Source organism: Pseudomonas sp. R25(2017), from assembly GCF_002112565.1.
Classification (GTDB): Bacteria; Pseudomonadota; Gammaproteobacteria; order Pseudomonadales; family Pseudomonadaceae; genus Aquipseudomonas; species Aquipseudomonas ekonensis.
Map to the genome: position 1 here is coordinate 503,600 of NZ_NEHZ01000001.1, position 20,445 is coordinate 524,044.

The 20,445-nt window shown below is 64.3% G+C and carries 13 protein-coding genes; 1 reads left to right on the plus strand and 12 read right to left on the minus strand.

Annotated features, from left to right (window positions below; all coding sequences use genetic code 11):
* Positions 1–87: 87 nt before the first annotated feature.
* From CAG31_RS02250 to CAG31_RS02305, 12 genes are all read right to left on the minus strand, one after another.
* On the minus strand, positions 88–2,094 hold the full coding sequence (locus tag CAG31_RS02250; protein WP_085577836.1) for a calcium-binding protein: 2,007 nt from the start codon (positions 2,092–2,094) through the stop codon (positions 88–90).
* 126 nt (positions 2,095–2,220) lie between these two features.
* Complete coding sequence (locus tag CAG31_RS02255; RefSeq protein ID WP_256575452.1) at positions 2,221–2,616, minus strand: hypothetical protein; 396 nt, start codon at positions 2,614–2,616, stop codon at positions 2,221–2,223.
* A 97-nt stretch (positions 2,617–2,713) separates the two neighbouring features.
* Positions 2,714–5,146 carry a calcium-binding protein gene (locus tag CAG31_RS02260; protein WP_085577838.1) on the minus strand — a complete coding sequence of 811 codons (2,433 nt, stop codon included), beginning with the start codon at positions 5,144–5,146 and terminating at the stop codon, positions 2,714–2,716.
* A gap of 215 nt (positions 5,147–5,361) precedes the next feature.
* Positions 5,362–8,955, minus strand: coding sequence for a glycosyltransferase (locus tag CAG31_RS02265; protein WP_085577839.1), 3,594 nt, complete (start codon positions 8,953–8,955; stop codon positions 5,362–5,364).
* 111 nt (positions 8,956–9,066) lie between these two features.
* Positions 9,067–10,638, minus strand: a complete 1,572-nt coding sequence (locus CAG31_RS02270; protein WP_085577840.1) for a flagellar hook-associated protein 3 — start codon at positions 10,636–10,638, stop codon at positions 9,067–9,069.
* A gap of 13 nt (positions 10,639–10,651) precedes the next feature.
* On the minus strand, positions 10,652–12,697 hold the full coding sequence (gene flgK, locus CAG31_RS02275) for a flagellar hook-associated protein FlgK (RefSeq protein ID WP_085577841.1): 2,046 nt from the start codon (positions 12,695–12,697) through the stop codon (positions 10,652–10,654).
* A gap of 24 nt (positions 12,698–12,721) precedes the next feature.
* Positions 12,722–13,999: a flagellar assembly peptidoglycan hydrolase FlgJ gene (gene flgJ / locus CAG31_RS02280; protein WP_085577842.1), complete on the minus strand. Its 1,278-nt coding sequence runs from the start codon at positions 13,997–13,999 to the stop codon at positions 12,722–12,724.
* Between the two features lie 11 nt (positions 14,000–14,010).
* Positions 14,011–15,099 carry a flagellar basal body P-ring protein FlgI gene (locus tag CAG31_RS02285; protein ID WP_085577892.1) on the minus strand — a complete coding sequence of 363 codons (1,089 nt, stop codon included), beginning with the start codon at positions 15,097–15,099 and terminating at the stop codon, positions 14,011–14,013.
* A 27-nt stretch (positions 15,100–15,126) separates the two neighbouring features.
* Entirely contained in the window at positions 15,127–15,822 is a 696-nt protein-coding gene (flgH, locus tag CAG31_RS02290; RefSeq protein WP_085577843.1) for a flagellar basal body L-ring protein FlgH, read from the minus strand.
* Between the two features lie 53 nt (positions 15,823–15,875).
* Positions 15,876–16,661 (minus strand): flagellar basal-body rod protein FlgG, encoded by a 786-nt coding sequence (gene flgG, locus CAG31_RS02295; protein WP_085577844.1) that lies wholly within the window; start codon positions 16,659–16,661, stop codon positions 15,876–15,878.
* A 45-nt stretch (positions 16,662–16,706) separates the two neighbouring features.
* Complete coding sequence (locus tag CAG31_RS02300) at positions 16,707–17,447, minus strand: flagellar basal body rod protein FlgF (protein ID WP_085577845.1); 741 nt, start codon at positions 17,445–17,447, stop codon at positions 16,707–16,709.
* 304 nt (positions 17,448–17,751) lie between these two features.
* Complete coding sequence (locus tag CAG31_RS02305; RefSeq protein WP_085577846.1) at positions 17,752–19,314, minus strand: sigma-54-dependent transcriptional regulator; 1,563 nt, start codon at positions 19,312–19,314, stop codon at positions 17,752–17,754.
* A 288-nt stretch (positions 19,315–19,602) separates the two neighbouring features.
* On the opposite strand from CAG31_RS02305, the gene phhA reads away from it, so the two are divergent.
* Positions 19,603–20,439, plus strand: coding sequence for a phenylalanine 4-monooxygenase (gene phhA, locus CAG31_RS02310; RefSeq protein WP_256575465.1), 837 nt, complete (start codon positions 19,603–19,605; stop codon positions 20,437–20,439).
* Positions 20,440–20,445 lie beyond the last annotated feature (6 nt).

Consider the following 20,445-nt stretch of genomic DNA (forward strand, 5'->3'; position numbering starts at 1 on the left):
CGTCGGCGGGGACGGCGGGCATGAAAAAGGGATGGATCCGTCGCCGGGGCCATCCCTTTCGTGTGGCTGCATCAATGCATCGGTGGATCAGCCGAAAAGCGCGAACCCGTCGACAGTGGCACGCAGGTCGTAAGACTGGCCGTCGGCGGTCTGCAGGATCTCGATGTTGTCATTCCCGGCATACCAACCCTGCAGCTTGACGCCGCTGTCCGGAACACCGGCGCTGCCATCATTGACGCTGTGCAGGTACGCGTCGTCGCCGACACGGGTGACGTTCAACTGGCTGATGTTGGCAATGGTATTGAGGATCAGGGTGTCGTTGATCTCCCAGCCGGGCTGGTCCTGAATCGTCACCAGACCGGTCGTGTTGACGATGTAGGTATCATCCCCGCTGCCGCCCATCGCGACGCCGCCGCTGTTCGACTGCCCGGCAAGGTTGAGCACCAGCACGTCGTTGCCGCCGCCACCGGACAACAGGTAATGGCTGCCGGTACCGGTGAGCAGGTCAAAGCCCTCCTCACCAAAGGCACTGCCACTGCCGACCGTGATGGTGTCATTGCCATCGCCACCGTAGGCGAGGGTGCCCAAGTCATTTTTGGCGCCGACGATCACGTCGTCGCCGGCACCGCCATTGAGGATGTCAGCCTGCGCGACATCGCTGTCGAGCCCCGACTTCAGACCGCCATAGAGGTAGTCGTTGCCGTAGTCGCCGTTCAGCGTGTCGTTGCCGTCGCTGCCTTCGAAGATATCGTCGCCCATGCTGCCCGTCATGACGTCGTCGAAGTGACTGCCACGCAGCGCCTCGATGTTCAGATACATGTCGCCCTGGGCCGTGCCGTTCTGGCCCAGTTGCCACATCCCGACCGCCACACCGACATCGCTGTCCTCATAGCTGACGGTATCCATCCCCTCGCCGCCGTCGAAGACATCCTGACCGAGACCACCGTAGAACACGTCATTACCGACGCCGCCGACGATGATGTTGGCACCGTCATTGCCATAACCTGTGAAATCGGCAGTGCCGGTGTAGGTCATTTTTTCGATGAACGGATCCATCTTCATCAGCGACAGGTTGGTGTACAGCTCGTCAAAGCCATCAGTCTCGCCCTCGATGATGCTCACGCCAATGCTGTTGACCGTGTAGATGTCACCGCCTCGGCCACCTTCGAAGGTGATGCCCGCCGAATTGGCAGTGAAGCGGTCGGCCAGATCCGAACCGACGATTTTTTCCACGTTGACCAGCGTGTCGCCTTCGGCGTAGCCACCCGTTCCAAAGGCCTTGCCATCGTGAAATTCGAAGGTGACCGCATCGTTCGAACGGCTGTAGTCGGCAGCGTCGAAACCATCGGCGCCGTCCATGACCATGGCGCTCTCGCCGGCAAAGATCACATCGTTGAAATTCGAACCCTGCACGCCCTCGATACTCGAGTAGGTATCGCCGAAAGCGAAACCGGTGGCGCCCCAGATGCTGGACAACTCAATACTGAGCCCTTCAGGGCTGTCGGTGTAGCTGACAGTATCGAAGCCTTCACCGCCCACGAACTGATCGCCGCCATCGCCGCCACACAGCACGTCATTGCCGGCACCGCCAACAATCACGTTCATCTGGGCATTGCCGTAACCCTTGAAGTCGCCCGTGCCGGTGAAAGTGAGTTTCTCCAGGAACGGATCAAGCTTCATGGTGTTGACGCTGGTGCGCAGCTCGTCATAGCCGCCCCGTTCCTCTTCAATGATCGTCACGCCTTCGCTGTCGATAATGTAGATATCGTCACCGCCAGCACCCTCCAGCGTCACCCCGGCAACCGAACTGGCCAGCGTGTCGTTGTTGGAGCTGCCGATGACTTTCTCGATATTGACCAGCGTATCGACGGATCCATCCGCCTTGGTGACCGTCGCCAGCGTTTCGCGCAGATCGACACTGACACCCGCCTGCATCAGCCCATAGTCCGCTGCATCGAACCCTTCCCCGCCATCCAGAAGATCCGAGCCGGCGCTGGCCCAAAGCCGATCGTCCGACTCCAGTCCGTAGAGTTCGTCATTGTCTTGAGTGCCGCCCATGAAATCCGCATCACTCGTTCCATTTATCACTGCCATGTGTTTCTTCCTTGCGTGGTTGTTGAATCCTGAACCGGTGGCGCAGACCTCTCTCCCAGGCCTGCCACCTGATCACCTAAACGGCGAATACGAAGCTATCGATTCGACAAAACCAAAGCTTGAGACCTACCGCGAAAAAGACCTTGCGGTGGCCGTCTGGATCTGTTCGATGGTGGCGGAGCCGGCGAACCAGTCCTTGAGCAGCACACCCTCCTGCGGCGTCTGCCCGGCCACGAACTTCGACTCGTGCAGATAGAGGTCGTCGCCGACGCGGTCAGCAAGCAAGTCCGTACTGCGGATGAACGACAGGACCACTGTGTCGCCACGGCTGGCGCCGTCATCCTGGATCGAGACCAACGCCCGGGTGTTGACGGTATAGGTGTCGTCACCTTCACCGCCGTTGGCCCAGCCGGTGCCCGTGCCGGTCAGCAGGTCATTGCCCTCGCCGCCGTCGGCCATGCCGTAGGTCACGGTGATGAGATCGTCTGAAGGGAGTGCCTCATGCACCTGGAGAAAAAGCATCCCCCTGAACCCCAAACAAAAACAGGCGACATAAAGTCGCCTGCCTCAAATGGCCGATGCCTTTCAAAAACGGCCTGAAAGGCATCGCACCCGGGTATCAGCCGAATACGCTGAACGCATCACCATTGATCGGCAGAACGTCGCCGTTGGCGGCCTTGAAGTGCTCGATGGTGTTGTGGCCGGCGAACCAGTCCTGAAGCTTCACGCCCCGATCGGCCCGGTCCCCGGTTTCATTGAGGAGCAGGTCATCGCCGATCCGCGTCAGTTGCAGCGACGCAGCCGAGTGGACGTTGTTCAGGATCAGCGTGTCGTTGGTGCTGCTTCCGTCATCCCGCAAGGTCACCAGTTTGCTGGTGTTGATGATGTAGGTGTCGTCACCCTCACCGCCGTTGGCGAAACTTCCGGACAGGAGCTGGCCCGAACTGCCGTTCTGCGACCCCAAGATCAACTTGTCGTTGCCCGCACCGCCCAGCAGCACGAAGTTGTCGCCGGTTCCGGTCAAGGTGTCGGCTCCGTCACCGCCGTCGGCGGTGCCGCTGACCACTGTGATGGTGTCATTGCCGGCCTCGCCGAAAGCCATGGTTCCGCGGTCGTCCGGAGCGCTGACGATGATGTCGTTCCCGTTGCCGCCGTACAGCATATCGGCTTGCGGCCCGCCGGCAGCGACGTCAACGGCGAACGGCCCGAGCGGGCTGTACAGGCTGCCGTAGAGTGTGTCGTTGCCGTCGCCGCCATAAATCACATCGTTGCCGAGGCCACCTTCAAAACCGTTGTCCCCTGCATTGCCGACCAGCGTGTCGTTGAAGCGGCTGCCGATGACACTCTCGATGTTGATCAGCACATCGCCCTCGGCATCCCCGCCCTGATTGACGCCGGTCAGCAGGTTGATGTTCACGGCCGTGGCGCTGTTGACGTACCAGGCCGAATCGTTCCCTTCCCGGCCGTCGATCACATCGGCACCCGCTCCGCCGATGAAGATGTCGTTGACGGTCGAACCCGAAAGCGTGTCGGCAAAGCGGCTGCCCTGGAACAGCTCGATCCCTGTGTAGGTATCGCCGGAGGCGTCGCCGGTGTTGTTGGCATAGTTTTTCAGATCGATGGATACGGCACTGTCAGATGACTCGTAACTGACCAGATCCATGCCGCCCATGCCGTCAAAGGCCATGGGCGCGCTCGCGCCTACGAAAATGTCACCGAAACCTGTGCCGCGCAGGCCTTCGATACCGATGTAGGTATCCCCGGCCGCGATGCCGGAATTGACGCCGGTCTTCAGATTGATGCTGACCCCTACCGGACTGTCGATGTAGCCGACGGTGTCTGTGCCTGCACCACCGATGAACTGGTCGGCACCCGCACCGCCATACAGGATGTCGTTGCCGACCCCGCCGGTGATGATATTGTCGTCCGCATTCCCCCAACCGGTGAAAGACCCGGTGCCGGTATAGGTCAGACGTTCAACATTGGCGCTCAAGAATATCTGGCCGAAGTTGGAGCGCACCTCATCATTGCCTCCGCCAGCCTGCTCGATGACGGTGCCCCCGCTGCCGTTGAGAATGTAGACATCGTCACCAAGACCGCCCTCGAACGTCGCAGTGGCCGTATCGAGATTGAACGTGTCATTGAACGCCGTACCGATGACTTTCTCGATGTTGGCTAACGTATCGCCTTGAGCATCCCCTCCGATACCGGCCCGCCCCGGACCGGTGGCGCGGATATCGACGTTGATGGCCTCTGACGAGCCCGAGTAGTCCATCACGTCACCGGTTCCGCCACCGCCGTCGAAGGCAAATGCACGGCTGTCGGCGACGAAGATATCGTTGACGTTCGAACCGAGGATTCTTTCGATGCCGGTGTAGGTGTCCCCTGCCGCGATGCCGGAGTTGACGCCGGTCTTGAAGTTCAGCGTCACGCCGACGGCGCTGTCCGTGTAGCCGACGGTGTCCATGCCGGCTCCGCCGATGAACTGGTCGGCACCCGCGCCGCCAAACAGCATGTCGTTGCCGGCCCCGCCCGTGATGACGTTGTCGCTGGCGTTGCCGTAGCCGGTGAACGCTCCGCTGCCGGTGTAGGTCAGGCGTTCGATGTTGTCCCGAAGCGACTGGATGTCGAAGCTCGTGCGCACCTCGTCGTTGCCGCCGCCGGCCAGCTCGATCACGTTGGTGAGGTTGCTCCCGTTGATGATGTACACGTCGTCGCCTGCGCCGCCCTCAAAGGTCGCGGTGCCCTTGTCGACGCTGAACGTGTCGTTGAACGCGGTGCCGATCACCTTTTCGATGTTGGTCAGCGTGTCGCCCTCGGCATCGCCTCCGATGCCGGCCCGCCCCGTTCCGCCGCCCTGGATCAGATCGACGTTGATGGCTTGCGACGAGCCCGAGTAGTCCACCACGTCACCGGTTCCATCACCGCCATTGATCTTGTCGGCGCCGGCGCTGCCCTTGATCACATCGTTGCCGCCCAGGGCATTGATTTCGTCGTCCCCGTCCGTACCTGTCAGCGTGTCCGCGCCGTTTGTTCCGTTGATGACTGCCATGTGTTTCTTCCTTGCCTTTTGATTGATCCGGTACTCGCCGGCGGGACGTTCCAGCCGTCCATTCCGAACGAACGATTGAGGTGTTATCGACAGGAAAATCCCAAACCTTGAACCGACGCCCCATCGATAACCCCGAAATAGAGAGGTTTGTCACAGCAAAAAAAAGGCGACCCCAAAAGGTCGCCTCTTTTTGACAGCATGCCGTCTCGAACCGGTCAGTCCGCCAGCCAGCCGTTCTCCCAGTAACGCAGGTTCTCGTCGCGCAGCACGTAGTCGCGCAGCACGACCTCGCGCAACTCGTCGCCCATGCGGTAGCTGGCGTCAGGGTCGGCCAGGTGCATGCGGATGGCTTGCAGCCATTCGTCGGTGGTGTTGGTCTTGACCCGGGTGCACGGCAGGTAACCGCGGTAGGCCTCGGTGTCGGTGCAGATCACCGGGTAACCGCAGGCGCCGTACTCCAGTAGGCGCAGGTTGCTCTTGCAGTCGTTGAAGATGTGGAACTCCAGCGGCGCCAGGGCCAGGTCCAGGTTGAGGCTGGCCAGTTTCGCCGGGTACACGTCCAGCCCGATCACGCCGTGGAACTCGTGCATGTACGGCAGCAGGTCGTCCGGGCACATGCCGAAGAACACCCAGTCGACCTCGTTGGCCAGCTCGCGCACCACGTCGGCGATCACCGCCAGGTCGCCGTGGTGGCTGGTGCCGCCGCCCCAGCCGACCCGCGGCTTCTTCGAGGTGCGGCGCTGGCTGCGCAGGCCGGTCCACAGGTGCCGGGACAGCATGTTGGGCACGACGCGGATGTCGTGGTGCATGTCCGACAGGACGTTGGCCAAAGGCGCGGTGGACACGACCACCCGGTCGCAGTAGCCGATGGCACGGCGCACCAGTTGCTCCATTTCATCGCGCTTGGGCATGTTGCGGATGTGCGCATTGCGCTGAGGCACGTCGATGACGTTGTCGTCGAGTTCGAAGATCCTCCGCGCATTGGAGAATTGCTTCAGCGGCGGGATCTCATCGATGGCGTGTTTCGAGTAACGCCCTTGCAGCACGATCACGTCGGGGGATTGGCGTTCGATCTCAATGATCGACGGCAAGCCGTAGCAAATGCGCCCTTCGGCCCGGTTCGCCGCTTCCAGCTCGATCATCGGCTGGCTGATGCGGTAGTGGCCGATGGCGGACGCGTTGATCGGCACGGCCAGCACATTGGGCAGCAGTTTCCTGGAGAACGGCGTCCAGCCGGTGCGCAGGCCCGGCTCCAGGCTGAAACTGGTCGCCCCGACGCCCTGCAGCGCCAGGTTGACGTTGAAGGCCGGGTCGCGCGCGATGACCGGCAACCAGCGCTGGTAGAACGTTTCGTGCTCTTGCACGTGCAGTTGCTGCTCTTGCTCCGTCGCCTCCACGGTAGGACGCGCGCCCAACGCCAGCTTGGCGTAAGGGTTCCAGACCACCAGATAGCCGTCCTGACCGACCCGCAGGCACAGATCCACGACGTTGAGCGTCTGGGTCAGTTCCTGCTCGTCCAGCCCTCCCGCTGCCTGGAACAGCGCCTTGCGAATCATCAGGCAATCGCCGCCGACGGCACTCAAATCGTGGGCCGTCTGCAAGCGGTACATGTAGCCGTCCGCCTGCATCGGCTGACCGTAGAACGGCAGCCCGACGGCCCCTTGCATGCCCAGCACCAGGCCGGCGTGCAGCACGCAGCCGTCCGGGTTGTAGATCTTGGCGCCGACCACGCCGACCTCCGGGCGCTGGGCGTGATTGAGCAGTTCGTCCAGCCAGTCCGCCTGGGTGATCACCGCAAAGGAGTTGAGCATCAGCACGTATTCGCCGCGGGCCTGGCCCACCGCGAAGTTGTAGGTGGCGGCCGGGTTGCCCTGCTGCGGGTAACGCAACACGCGCAGCCGGTCGCTGCCCAACTGCGCCATGCCGTCCAGCCACGCCAACGCCTCGGCGCTTTCGCTGCCGTTGTCGACCAACAGCAGTTCGTACTCGCTGTAGGCGGTCTTTTCCAGCAGCGTCTCGACGCAGCGCTGCAAGGCCGCCGTCTGGTCCTTGGTGACGATGACCACCGACACCAATGGGCGGCGGGCATGGCGATAGTCGATGCGGTTGAGCAGGTCGATGCTGCCGCGGCGCAGCTCATGGGCAACGCCCAGGCGTTGCAGGTGCGCTTCGAGCACCCGCGGGCTCTGTTCGACGACGCCCGGTTCGGCCAGCCATTTGGCCAGGTCGAAGACCGATTCCAGCATCACTTCGGCGATATGGCCGACCACGTGCGTGCCGCCGCTTTCGACCATGCGCCACAGCACATCGTGAGGCGCCAGCTCAGCGAACTCCGGCGCAAAGCCGCCCAGGTCCAGGAAGCGCTCGCGCTGGAACGCCAGCGCACGTCCGACGTAGGGGTAACTGCGCATGAGGTCGAGGTTGAAGTCCGGCTTGAACGCCGGCTCCGCCGACTCGCCGTTGCGCAGGCTGCCTTCGTCGCCGTACAGGCAGGTCAGCGACGGGTTGTGCACGATCCGCTCGGCCATGACCAACAGCGCCGGGGCCACCGGACGGTCACCCGCCTGCAGCAGGTAGAACCAGTCGGCCCCTTCCAGTTGCGGCAGCAGCGCATTGATCTGCTCCAGGCCGTCGCCCTGCAACGGCATGCGGAAGACCTGGCCGTCCAGCGCCGGCTCGGAACAGTCGGCGGACAGCACCAGGATCAGTTCCGGCGGATAGTCTTGGGCGGCCAGCGCCTCCAGCGTGCGCTCGACGCCGTCGCGGCTGCCTTCTGCGTCGATGACCACCGGCACGATCCGCGGCTTGTGCGACCAACTGGCGAAGGTCTCCGGCAGCAGTCGGCGCTGGGCTTCGCTGAGCACGCGGCAGCCCAGCCATTGCGCGTAGAGCTCGGCAAAGCTCCAGCTGTCGATGCCGACGCACCACTCCTGACGGCTCTGCTTGGAGCCCAGGGTGCGGCTCAGGGGCAGCTCTTCCCAGGCGCGCGGCGACTCGTCGGCCTTGGCCAGCGGCACATAACGCACCCAACCCGGGGCCGGCGCCGATTCGCCGCTGCGGGCCTTGAGCATCTGCGTCATCCACTCGCGCTCGACCTCCACCGCATCCTTCATCGGCTGGCTGGCGCTCAGGCGCTCGGGGTACAGCCGCTCGGCGCTGAGCACGTTGTTGGAGATCGCCACGTTGCCGCGCCGCATCAGGCAGATGTACAGGGCGAAATCCAGAGACGCGGTGAAGCAGTGGCCTTCCTGGGTCAGCGCCGGCAACAGTTCCTCAAGATCGGTGCGCCGGAACAGGGCGTTGCTGAAGCCGCCCAGGACGTTCACCGGAAACTTCTCGAAGATCGCCAGCAGGTCGTCGCCCTTGAACAGGCCGCTGGCCGGCGACAGCGAGGTGTTTTCCAGGCGCGCCGGCAGGATGATGTCCTGCGCGTCCCAGAGCAGCCGCTGGGCCAGCACCAGGCTCACTTCGTCGCGCACCAGCTCGTGGGCCTGCTGCTCGATGCAGGAGGCGTAGAGGTGGTCGTCGTCGCACAGGAACTTGACGAACTCGCCCCGCGCCTCGGCCAGGCAGGCCTTGAGGTTGCCGATCATGCCCAGCGTGCGCGGGTTGCGCACGTAGCGCACCGCAACGCCGGACTGCTCGCTCACCGAAGCGACGATCTCCTGGATCTGGCTGCCGCGGCTGTCGTCGCAGACGATGATTTCAAGAGAACCGTAGGTCTGGCTCACGGCGCTGTTCAACGTCCGCTCGAAGAAGCGCGGGTTGAAGGCGGGGATGACGAGGCTGACAAGGGGGAGTGAATTCACGGCGGACTCGCAAGCGGCGGGAACCCGCCCGGTACAGCGAGCCCTTCGAAACCGCAAAAGAAGACAAAGAAAGAACGGTGGGGAAACGGGCGCTCGCGCGCCCGCTCATCCTCAGATCCTGTCGAACAGGCTCAACTGGGAGATCTTGCTGAACGCCAGTTGGGCGGCCTGCAGCATGGTCTGCTGCAGGGTCAGGCGGGTCATCACCTCGGCCGGATCCGAATCGCGGATCGAGCTCTGGGTGGTGGCGTTCGCCGCGGTCAGGCTGTCGTTGGTGGTGGTCTGCTCTTCCAGCGCCTGCCCGCGGGCACCGATCGAGGTGACCGCAGAGCCGATCTGGTTCACGGCGCTGTCGATGTTGCCCAACGCCGACTCCATGGTGCCCTGGAATTTCTGCTTGGCCACCGGGTCGCCGTCGATCGGCGCCTTCAGCGCGGTGATCATCTGCCCCAGGGTGTCGAGCACGTTCTGGGTCTGGTGGTTGTTCGACTGGATCGAGAACTGGTCGCCGTTGGCCGGTGTGCCGCCGATGGCGAAGGTCACGCCGGCGGCGACGGCGTTGCCGCCGACCATGGTGCCCGACGAGATCGGCTTGCTGTCGGCCGTGATCGGCGCGGCATACAGGTCGAAGGCGGTGGCGCTGGTGAACTTGAGCACCGTGCTGCCGTTCGCCGGGAAGGTGTTGGTGTAGTCCGACTGGTTGGTGATGGTGGAGCCGGTGATCACCGCCGTCGACGGGTTGCCCGGGCCGCGCGCCGTGGTGAACGAGTCAGGGCTGGCCGACAGCTGGAAGCTGTGGCCGGCGATGACGGCGTCCGGGTTGGTGTCGCCGGGCTTGAGGTTGATGTTCAGCTTCATGTCCACGCCACGGAAGCTGACCGTCTGGTTGGCGCCGTTGCTGTTGCTGATCACGCCGTTCTGGCTGGCTTCGGCGGTCACGTCGTTGCCCAGGGCATCGGTGATCTTGATCTGGGTGCTGCTCAGGAAGCTGACGGTGTACGGCTGGCCGCCGCTGAACTTGGCGTTGTAGGTCGCGGCGGTGCCGACGGTGCCGTTGGACAGCACCACACGGCCGTCGTCCACGGCCGGGGCGGTCATGGCGGTCTGGGTGCGGCTGGTGTTGATGGTCTGCTGGAACGCGTCCCAGCCGGTGGTGTTGGTGCCCACCGTCAGGCCGTCGCCGATGCCCAGGTTGATCTGGGTCTGGTCGCCGTTATAGGTGAAGGTGCCGTCGGCGTTCTGCGAGTACGGCGCGGTGTCGGTCTTGGAGCCGGAGAACAGGTAGTTGCCGTTGGCGTCCTTGGAGTTCATCAGGCCCAGCACCTGTTGCTGGATCTGGCCCAGTTCTTCGGCGTAGGCGCTGCGGTCGGCGTCGGTCTTGAAGCCGTTGTTGGCGGCCAGGCCCAGTTCCTTGGCGCGCGCCAAAGCGGTGTTGATCGCGTCCAGGGTGGATTCCTGCAGGTTCAGCGCGCTCTTGGTGCTGCTGATGTTGCCCTTGTACTGCTCCAGGATCGCGCTCTGCTGACCCAGAGCCAGCAGGCGGCCGGCGCCGACCGGATCGTCGGCGGCGGTGTTGATTTTGGTCAGGTTGCTGGCTTCGTTGCTGGTCGCCACGGCGTTGCTGTAGTTGCGCTGGTAGTTCGCAGCTTGCGTCTCGTAATACTGGGCGGTGGAAATGCGCATGGATTACGACTCCTTAAAGGCTGTTGATCAGCGTGCTGAAAGTTTCCTGCGCAGCCTTGATGATCTGCGAAGACGCGGTGTAGTACTGCTGGTACTTGACCAGGTTGGCGGCCTCTTCGTCCAGGACGACGCCGGACAGCGAGTCGCGGGCGCCCTTGGCCTGGTTCAGGATCACCGTGGTGGCGGCGCTGTCGGACTTGCCCTGGGCCGCCTGGGTGCCGACGTTGGTCACCAGCTTGTTGTAGGCGTCGGTCAGGCTGATGCCCTTGCTCGCCGAACCGGTGTCCACGGTCTGCTTGGTCTGCAGGCCGACCAGCGCCTGGGCGTTGCGGTTGTCCGAGGACGCCGCGCCGGTCAGGTTCATCGTGAAGGTCTCGCCGGCCTTCGGCGTGGCGCCCACGGTGGTCTGCACGGTGAAGGTCTTCTGCACCGGCGGCACGACGCTGTTGTCCATCACCGGCGCGCCGGTGGCGTCGACCATGCCCACGTTCAGGTTCAGGGTGTTGGCCTGGCCCGGCACGATGGTGCCGGTGCCGATGCTGTTGCCCTTGGCGTCGACCATGCTGTAGGACTGGCTGCCGCCGCTCACCGCGCCGAACACCAGCTTGACCGGCGTCGAGTATTTGAGCGCGGTCTGCATTTCCGCCTGGGCGGCCGGGTTGTAGATGTCGATGGTGCTGGTCAGCGTCGGCTGGGTGTAGGTGCCCGAGTTGTTGGCGCTGGCCACGCCGGTCAGCGGGCCGGCTGCGGCGATTTTCTTCGGATCGGTCAGCACGGTCTGGATGCTGGCGGCCGCGTTGCGGGTCGGCGTCACCTTGAACGAGTCGCCGGCGCTCAGGGCACCGCCGTTGAGCGACAGGGTGAAGCCGTCGATCACCGGAGGCGGCGTGGTGGTGGTGCTGAACGTGCCCAGGTCAGTGCCGTCGGAGCGCTTGACGGTGTAGTCGGTGGCGCTGGTGAAGGTCACCTGGTAATCGCTGGTGGTCAGCTTGCCGGTGTCCTTGATGGTCACATCGAGGTTGCCGGAGCCGGCGCTGTTGCCGTCTTTGCCGATGCTGCGCTGGCTGATCAGCGCGGCGCTGTTGATGTTGTTGAAGATCGCCGCGCCGAAGTCACCGTTCTTGTCGATGCCCTGGGCCTGCTGGCGGTTCATCTGGTCGGCCACCACCAGTGCGACGCGGCCCAGCTCGTTGAGCGACGGGTCGAGCACTTCTTTGCGGTAGGTGAGCAGGCCGCCGATTTCGCCGCCGCTGACCACCGAGGTGATGTCGATGGTGCTCGAGCCGCGGTCCATCTGCAGCGCCATGCGCGACGGGTCGTCCTTGCTCGGCACGGTGCTCAGGGTATTGATGGTGTTGCCGACGACCAGTGGCTGGCCGCTGCCGACATAGACGTCGAGGCTGGTGCCACGCTCGACGACCTGGGCGCCGACCAGCTCGGACAACTGGCGCACGGCCTCGTTGCGGCTGTCGAGCAGGTCGTTCGGCTGGCCGCCGCTGGTGGAGATCTCGCCGATCTTCTGGTTCAGCGTGGCGATCGAGGTCGCCAGCTTGTTCACCTGGGACGCCATGTCCGACAGGTTGCCGTTGATCGTGGTGTTCTGGTCGTTCAGTTGCTTGGCCAGCGCGTTGAAGCGGCTGGTCAGGGCCTGGGCGCCGGTCAGGACGGTCTGGCGGGACGTGTCGTCGGTGGGCGACGTCGCGACCGACTGCATCGACGAGAAGAACTTCTGCAGCACGCCCGTCAGGCCGGTGTTGGTTTCCGACAGCGAGGCATCCAGCGCGCTGGCCTGGACCTGGTAGGCGGCCGCTTCGCTGTTGAGCGAAGTGGCGGTGTGCAGCTGGGCCTCAAGGTAGGAGTTGTACACCCGGCGCACGTCGGCCAGGGTCGTGCCCGTGCCGATGAAGACGTTGCCGTACTGCTGCGAGGACTTGGTGCCCTGCACGGTTTGCTGGCGCGAATAACCGGCGGTGTCGACGTTGGCGATGTTATTGCCTGTCGTCGCCAGCGAGGCTTGGCTGGCGGACAGCCCCGACATCCCGATATTGAGCAAACTCATGATTTAAACCTTATTCCTTATGCCCTAGAGAGGCGTGGTGGAGGCACCCGCCGCAGCGTAGTTGGGGTAACTGCCCATCTGCCTGGCTATCTGCGAAATCTTGGTCGCGTAGTTCGGGTCGGTCGCGTAACCGGCCTTTTGCAACTCGCGTACAAACTGTTCTGGGTTATCGGCCGACTTCAGCACTTCTTGATAGCGATTGTTGCTCTGCAGCATCGTCACCAGATCGTGGAAGCTGTCCTTGTAGGAGGCGTAGGAACGGAACTCGGCCGTCTCCTTGACCATCTGGCCGTTGCGGAACTCGCTGGTGATCGCCCGGGCCGAATCGCCCTTCCAGTTGCCGCTGGCCTTGATGCCGAACAGGTTGTGGCTGCTGCTGCCGTCCTGGGCGCGCATGACCGACTTGCCCCAGCCGGTCTCCAGCGCGGCCTGGGCCACCAGGTAGCGCGGGTCGACGCCGATGCGCGCGGCGGCCTCTTTGGCCATCGGCAGCATGGTGTTGACGAATTCGTCGGCGTCGCTGAACGCGCGTTTCGCCGGCGCCAGCGGGATCTGCGCCATGGCGCGGCCGTAGATCTGCATCTGCCCGCCCGAGGCCTTGTCCGCCTCGGCCCGCGCCAGCCAGTCGCCGTTGTACAGCGGGCCTGCGCCGGTGTTGGCGGCCATGGCATTGGTGTTGGCGCCGACAGTGCTGCGCTGCGGCAACACGGTGTTCGTGGCCGTCGAGGCGGACGGCACCAGGCCGGCGAGCAAGCGGTCGGCCAGCTTCGGCGGCAGGGCCAGACGGCGCCGGTTGATCATTTCCATGTCGTTGCGGTGGGAAAGCTCGACGTTCGGCGCACGCAGCGAACGCGATGCCCACAGCGGACGCTCGCCGCTGACCCGCGACAGCGGGCCGGTGGCGGCGGTGCCGGCGGCGATCGGCGTTTCCACCGCGGCCGCCTTGGCCGCCGCCTCGCCCGGCGCCACCGGCTTGTTCTTGGTCATCTGCCGCATCAGCACGTCGGCCAGGCCGATGCCGCCGCCCTCGCGGGACAGCGACACCGCCAACTGCTGGTCGTACATTTCCTGGTACTGCTTGGCTTCCGCGGTGTTCATCGGGTTGTCCTTCCCGAGAGCCTCGGTGGCCGATCGCATCGACTTGAGCATTTCGCCCAGAAACAGCGATTCGAACTCCTGCGCCACCTTGCGCATGTTCGCGTCGCTGTTCTTGTCGCCGACCTTGAGCTGGTTCAGGCGATTGAGGTCCGAGTAGGCCCCCGAGTCGCTGCTGCTGACCAGACCGCTCTTGCGCATATCCATGGTCGCCGTCCTCAGATCACGATCAGATCGGCTTGCAGCGCGCCGGCCTGTTTCAATGCTTCAAGGATCGCCATCAGGTCGCCCGGCGCTGCGCCGACCTGGTTCACCGCACGCACGATCTCGTCGAGGGTGGTGCCCGGGCCGAACTTGAACATCGGCTTGGCTTCCTGCTCGGCGTTGACCCGCGAGCGCGGCACCACGGCAGTCTGGCCGTTGGACAGCGGGCCCGGCTGGCTGACGATCGGGTCTTCGGTGATGGTCACGGTCAGGCTGCCGTGGGTCACGGCGGCCGGTGCCACTTTCACGTTCTGACCGATGACGATGGTGCCGGTGCGCGAGTTGATGATGACCTTCGCCACGGCCTGGCCCGGATCGATTTCCAGGTTCTCCAGGATCGACAGATAGTCCACGCGCTGGCTCGGATCCAGCGGCGCGGTGACGCGGATCGAGCCGCCGTCGATGGCCTGGGCCACGCCCGGGCCGAGCATGTCGTTGATCTTGTCGACGATGCGCTTGGCGGTGGTGAAGTCGGAACGGTTCAGGTTCAGGGTCAGGCTGTTGCCCTGATTGAAACCGCTCGGCACCGCACGCTCCACCGAGGCGCCGCCGGGGATCCGGCCGGCCGACGGAACGTTGACGGTGATCTTGGAGCCGTCACGGCCTTCGGCGTCGAAGCCGCCGACCACCAGGTTGCCCTGGGCCACGGCATAGACGTTGCCGTCGATGCCCTTGAGCGGGGTCAGCAGCAGCGTGCCGCCGCGCAGGCTCTTGGAGTTGCCGATGGACGAGACGGTGATGTCGATCTGCTGACCCGGCTTGGCGAACGCCGGCAGGTCGGCGCTGACCGACACGGCCGCGACGTTCTTGAGCTGCACGTTGCCCGATCCCGGCGGCACCTTGATGCCGAACTGCGAGAGCATGTTGTTGAAGGTCTGCAGGGTGAACGGGGTCTGCGTGGTCTGGTCGCCGGTGCCGTTGAGGCCGACCACCAGGCCGTAGCCGATCAACTGGTTGGAACGCACGCCGGAGATGCTGGCGATGTCCTTCAGCCGTTCGGCGTGTGCGTTGAAGGCCGCCGACAACAACAGCGCGGCCATCATGAGGCGCTTGAAATTCAAAGTAGCCACCTAGAAAGGGAACAGCGGGCTGAGGAAGAAACGGTCGAACCAGCCTGGCTGGCTCGCATCGGCGAACGAACCGGTGCCCGAATAGGTGATGCGCGCATCGGCGACCCGGGTCGAGGACACGGTGTTGTCGGTGGAGATGTCATCGGCACGCACCAGGCCTGCGATCCGCACCAGCTCGTCGCCGGTGTTGAGGGTCATCCACTTCTCGCCGCGCACGGCGATGATGCCGTTGGGCAGCACGTCGGCCACGGTCACGGTGATCGAGCCGGTCAGGGTGTTGCCCTGGGCCGCCTTGCTGTCGCCCTTGGTCGCGCGGTCGCCGCTGTAGCCGACGTCCAGGCTCAAGTCATTGCCGCCCAACGGGTTGTTGGTGGTGCCGCTGCCGCCGAACAGCGAAGTCAGGCCGATGCCGGTCTTGCTGTTCTTGGCCACCTGGGAGTTGGCGTTCTTGCTGGCCTGGGTCTTCTCGTTCAGGGTGATGGTGATGATGTCACCGACCCGGAACGCCTTGCGGTCGCTGTACAGGTTCTGCTCGAAGCCGGCCTGATAGATCGAGCCGTTGTTGGCCGCCGACGGCAGCGGCGTGCGCGGCAGCACCGGGGCGTAATAAGGGTCATTGGGCTTGGGCGTCGGCGCGACGCAGCCCGCGAGCGAGACCGCCCCACTCAATGCCAGAACGGATACAAAGCGATTCATGACCCTTACCTCACGGTGTTGCCGGCGGCCTCATGGCCGCCGTTCGGACTTGATTACAGATTCTGCGTTACGAACGAGAGCATCTGGTCGGCGGTGGAGATCACCTTGGAGTTCATCTCGTACGCGCGCTGGGTGGTGATCATGTTGACCATCTCTTCCACGGTGCTGACGTTGGAGGTTTCCAGCATGTTCTGCTCGGTGGTGCCGAAGCCGTTCAGGCCCGGGGTGCCGACTTGCGGCGCGCCGGAGGCGGCGGTCTCCAGGAACAGGTTGCTGCCGATGGCCTGCAGGCCGGCCGGGTTGATGAAGTCGGCGGTCTGCAGGTTGCCGATCACTTGGGAGGCCGGGTTGCCGGCGACGGTGATCGACACGGTGCCGTCCTTGCCCACGGTGAAGGTCTTGGCGTTGTCCGGGATGACGATGGCCGGCTCCAGGGCGAAACCGTTGGCGTTGACGATCTGGCCGTTGGCGTCCAGGTGGAACGTACCGTCACGGGTGTAGGACGTGGTGCCGTCCGGCTGCAGGATCTGGAAGAAACCGCGGCCGTCGATGGCCATGTCCAGCGGCTGCTCGGTGGTCTGCAGGCTGCCGGCGGTGAAGTTCTTCTGGGTGCCGACGATGCGCACACCGGTGCCCACTTGCAGGCCCGACGGCAGTTCGCTGTCCTGGGTCGACTGGGCGCCTGGCTGACGCTTGATCTGGTACAGCAGGTCCTGGAACTCGGCGCGGTCGCGCTTGAAGCCCGTGGTCGACACGTTGGCCAAGTTGTTGGAAATGGTGGTCAGGTTGGTGTCCTGGGCGGACAGACCGGTTTTGGCAACCCATAGAGCCGGAAGCATTCGATTCTCCTCGTGCGCCTGTTTTACGGCGCGACGTTCTGATAATTAGCTGATCTGCAAGACCCGAGCCATGGCCTGGTCGTCGTCTTTGGCGGTGTTCATCATCTTGACGTGCAACTCGAACTGCTTGGCCAGGGCCAGCACCGAGGTCATCTCTTCGACGGCGTTGACGTTGCTCGACTCCAGGAACCCCGACACCAGCTTGACGTTGGCGTCGGCCGGCGCAGGCTGGCCGTCCTTGGTGTGGATCGAACCGTCCAGGCCCTTGGTGATGGTCTTGATGTCCGGGTTGACCAGCTTGATGCGGTCGACCTCGGCCATGACCCGCGGGCCCTCGCCCATCGCGCGGATGCTGATGGTGCCGTCTTCGCCGACTTCCACCTGCTGCTCCGGCGGCACGGCGATCGGTCCGCCGTTGCCCATGACCGGCATGCCGTTGCCGGCGCGCAGCACGCCCAGGGCGTCGATGTTCAGGCTGCCGGTGCGCACGTAGCTCTCGCCGCCGTTGGGGTTCTGCACGGCGATCCAGCCGTTGCCGCTCACGGCCACGTCCAGGTCGCGCCCGGTCTGCACCAGCGAGCCCGGGCTGAAATCCGTGGCAGGCCGTTCGCTCATGGCAAACGCACGCGCCGGAAAGCTGTCGCCGAACACCGGCATCGAACGCGCCTGTTCCAGGTCGCGCTGAAAGCCGTTGGTGGAGATGTTCGCCAGGTTGTTGGCATGGGCCTTCTGCGCCAGTGCGTTCTGGCTGGCGCCGGTCATTGCCACATAAAGGTACTTGTCCACGCTGTTTCCTCTGCCTGCCGGACGTTTGCCGCCCACTGCTGTACTGCGAAGCCATAAGCAATTTGCAGACCAACTTTTTTCTGGCGGCCGACAGCCCGGTAAACAAAGGGCTTGAGGGATTCAGCGGGGAATCGGGGGAATGGATCGAAGACGAAAAACCGGCGCGCTCCTGCCGCTTGGCGGCAATGTGTGGCGAGATGACCTGTGGCGAGACTGGCTCCCGCCGGACTGCGCAGCGTCCCCCAAGGATGTGAGCGCTTTGCGCTCAAGCGGGAGCAGGCTCCCGCGCCACTCCGGGGCTCGCTCAGGCCTCGGGGTCTTTGCCCACCTCGTACACGCGCAGTTTATTGGCGATCGTGGTGTGCGAGACGCCCAGCCGCTTGCCCAGTTGCCGGCTGCTCGGGTGCTCGGCGTACAACCGCTCCAGCACCGCCTTCTCGAAGCGCCCGACGATTTCATCGAGGCCGCCCTCCAGCGAGAAATCGCCAAGCGGCTGACGCACGCCGTAATCCGGCAGGCGGATGTGCTCGGCCTTGACCGTCCCGCCGTCGCACAGGGAAACCGCCTGGAACAGCACGTTCTCCAGTTGCCGCACGTTGCCCGGCCAGTGGTAATGGCTGAGGCGATCCATCGCCGCCGGCGCAAGCTTGGGCAGCGGGCAGCCGATCTGCCGGCTGGCCTGGTCGAGGAAGTGCTCCACCAAGGGCGTCAGGCCGTCGAGGCATTCGCGCAGGGGCGGAATGTGCAGCGACAGCACGTTGAGGCGATGGTAGAGGTCCTGACGGAACTCGCCCCGGGCGCACAGCTCGGACAAGTCCACCTGGGTCGCACAGATCACCCGCACATCCAGGTACACCTCTTCGTCGCTGCCCACCCGACGGAAGCAGCCGTCCTGCAGAAAGCGCAGCAGCTTCACTTGCAGGCGCGGGCTCATCTCGCCCACGCCGTCGAGAAACAGCGTGCCGCCCGCCGTCAGCTCCAGCAGCCCGAGCTTGCCTTCGGCCCGCGCCCCCTCGAAGGCGCCAGGGCCGTAGCCGAACAGCTCGGTCTCGGCCATCGACTCCGGCAGGCCGGCGCAGTTGAGCGCCATCAGCGGCGACTGCCCGCGCGGACTGGCCAGGTGGCAGGCCCGCGCCAGCAATTCCTTGCCGGTGCCGGTCTCGCCTTCGATCAGCAGCGGCGCATCCAGCGGCGCCATGCGCCGGGCCTCGCGCACCACCGCCGCCATGACCTTGGAACTCTGGAAGATGCTGTCGAAACCACGCAGCTCCTGCTTGCGCACGTTATAGATGCGCTCGCCGACCCGGTCCGCGCGGTGCAGGGTCAGCACCGCCCCGGCCATGGCCTCGCTGTCGTCATGCTCCGATTGCAACGGCGCGATGTCGGCCAGAAAGATGTCGCCCTTGACCTTGACCCGCATGCCGTTGATCCGCGACTTGTTGGCGCGCACCAGCTCCGGCAGGTCGAAGTCCTCGGCGTAGCGCGACAGGGGAATCCCCGGCACCTCGTCCACCCGCACCCCGAGCAGTTGCGCCGCTGCGCGGTTGGCCGCGACGATCGAGCCGCCCATGTCGATCGACAGCACCGGGAACTCTAGGGCCCCGAGCAGCGCGTTGAGTTCCATGTGCCGGCGCTCGCTGGGCATCAGCCCGACCCGCTTGACCCCGAACACCCCGGCGATGGCCTCGAACTTGGGTCGCAGCGCCTGGAACTGGAGGTTGATCAGGTTCGGGCAATGCAGGTAGATCGCGTTGCCGTGCTCCCCGCCCACCTCGCCGCGGGCGACGTTGATACCGTACTCCACCAGCAGGTTGAGAATGTCGCGCAGGATGCCGATGCGGTTCTGGCAGTGGACTTTGATACGCATAGGAAGCTCGGATAGCGGTGGATGGATGGAATGCCCGATGCAAAACCCTGTGGGAGCCAGCCTGCTGGCCCCTCCAGAGGGCGGCACCGCCCTGGATTTCTGTCGGGAGGCGAAAACAGTCGTCAAGATTATGTGACACACGAGCGCACTTTCAAACCCGAAAACCACCGCAAACGCGACGCGCCCCACAAAGCGTAACGAATAGTTTACGAATTATGGAGACCTTTCCTACGACAAACCCGTGCCGACCTGCTGCATTCCCGCCCCGCCTGCGCTAATTCTGAGTCCATCGCAGGACATAACAAGAACGAATTCCCCTCGCAGGAGAGCAGTATGAAGCACACGCAATACGTGGCCCGCGAGCCCGATGCGAACGGTTTTATCGACTACCCCGCCGAAGAGCATGCGGTGTGGAACACGCTGATCACCCGTCAGATGAAAGTGATCGAGGGCCGCGCGTGCCAGGAATACCTGGACGGCATCGAAAAGCTCGGCCTGCCCCACGACCGCATCCCGCAGCTGGGCGAAATCAACAAGGTGCTCGGCGAGACCACCGGTTGGCAGGTCGCCCGCGTGCCGGCGCTGATCCCGTTCCAGACCTTTTTCGAACTGCTGGCCAGCAAGCAATTTCCGGTGGCCACCTTCATCCGCACCCGTGAAGAGCTGGACTACCTGCAAGAGCCGGACATCTTCCACGAGATCTTCGGCCACTGCCCGCTGCTGACCAACCCGTGGTTCGCCGAATTCACCCACACCTACGGCAAGCTTGGCCTGCAGGCCACCAAGGAAGAGCGCGTGTACCTGGCGCGCCTGTACTGGATGACCATCGAGTTCGGCCTGCTGGACACCCCGCAAGGCAAGCGCATCTACGGCGGCGGTATCCTGTCCTCGCCGAAGGAAACTGTGTACAGCCTGTCGGGCGAGCCCGAGCACCAGGCCTTCGACCCGCTGGAAGCCATGCGCACCCCTTACCGCATCGACATCCTGCAGCCGCTGTACTTCGTCCTGCCGAACCTCAAGCGCCTGTTCGACCTGGCCCACGAAGACATCATGGCCATGGTCAAGCAAGGCATGGAGCTGGGCCTGCACGCACCGAAGTTTCCGCCCAAGCCCAAGGCCGCGTGACCCGCA

Coding starts and splice junctions, on each gene's coding strand:
- CAG31_RS02285 (WP_085577892.1), bottom strand. CDS start 15,099: ATGATGGCCGCGCTGTTGTTGTCGGCGGCCTTCAACGCACACGCCGAA.
- flgH (WP_085577843.1), bottom strand. CDS start 15,822: ATGAATCGCTTTGTATCCGTTCTGGCATTGAGTGGGGCGGTCTCGCTC.
- CAG31_RS02260 (WP_085577838.1), bottom strand. CDS start 5,146: ATGGCAGTCATCAACGGAACAAACGGCGCGGACACGCTGACAGGTACG.
- flgJ (WP_085577842.1), bottom strand. CDS start 13,999: ATGGATATGCGCAAGAGCGGTCTGGTCAGCAGCAGCGACTCGGGGGCC.
- flgK (WP_085577841.1), bottom strand. CDS start 12,697: ATGAGTTTGCTCAATATCGGGATGTCGGGGCTGTCCGCCAGCCAAGCC.
- CAG31_RS02250 (WP_085577836.1), bottom strand. CDS start 2,094: ATGGCAGTGATAAATGGAACGAGTGATGCGGATTTCATGGGCGGCACT.
- CAG31_RS02305 (WP_085577846.1), bottom strand. CDS start 19,314: ATGCGTATCAAAGTCCACTGCCAGAACCGCATCGGCATCCTGCGCGAC.
- flgG (WP_085577844.1), bottom strand. CDS start 16,661: ATGCTTCCGGCTCTATGGGTTGCCAAAACCGGTCTGTCCGCCCAGGAC.
- CAG31_RS02270 (WP_085577840.1), bottom strand. CDS start 10,638: ATGCGCATTTCCACCGCCCAGTATTACGAGACGCAAGCTGCGAACTAC.
- CAG31_RS02255 (WP_256575452.1), bottom strand. CDS start 2,616: ATGCTTTTTCTCCAGGTGCATGAGGCACTCCCTTCAGACGATCTCATC.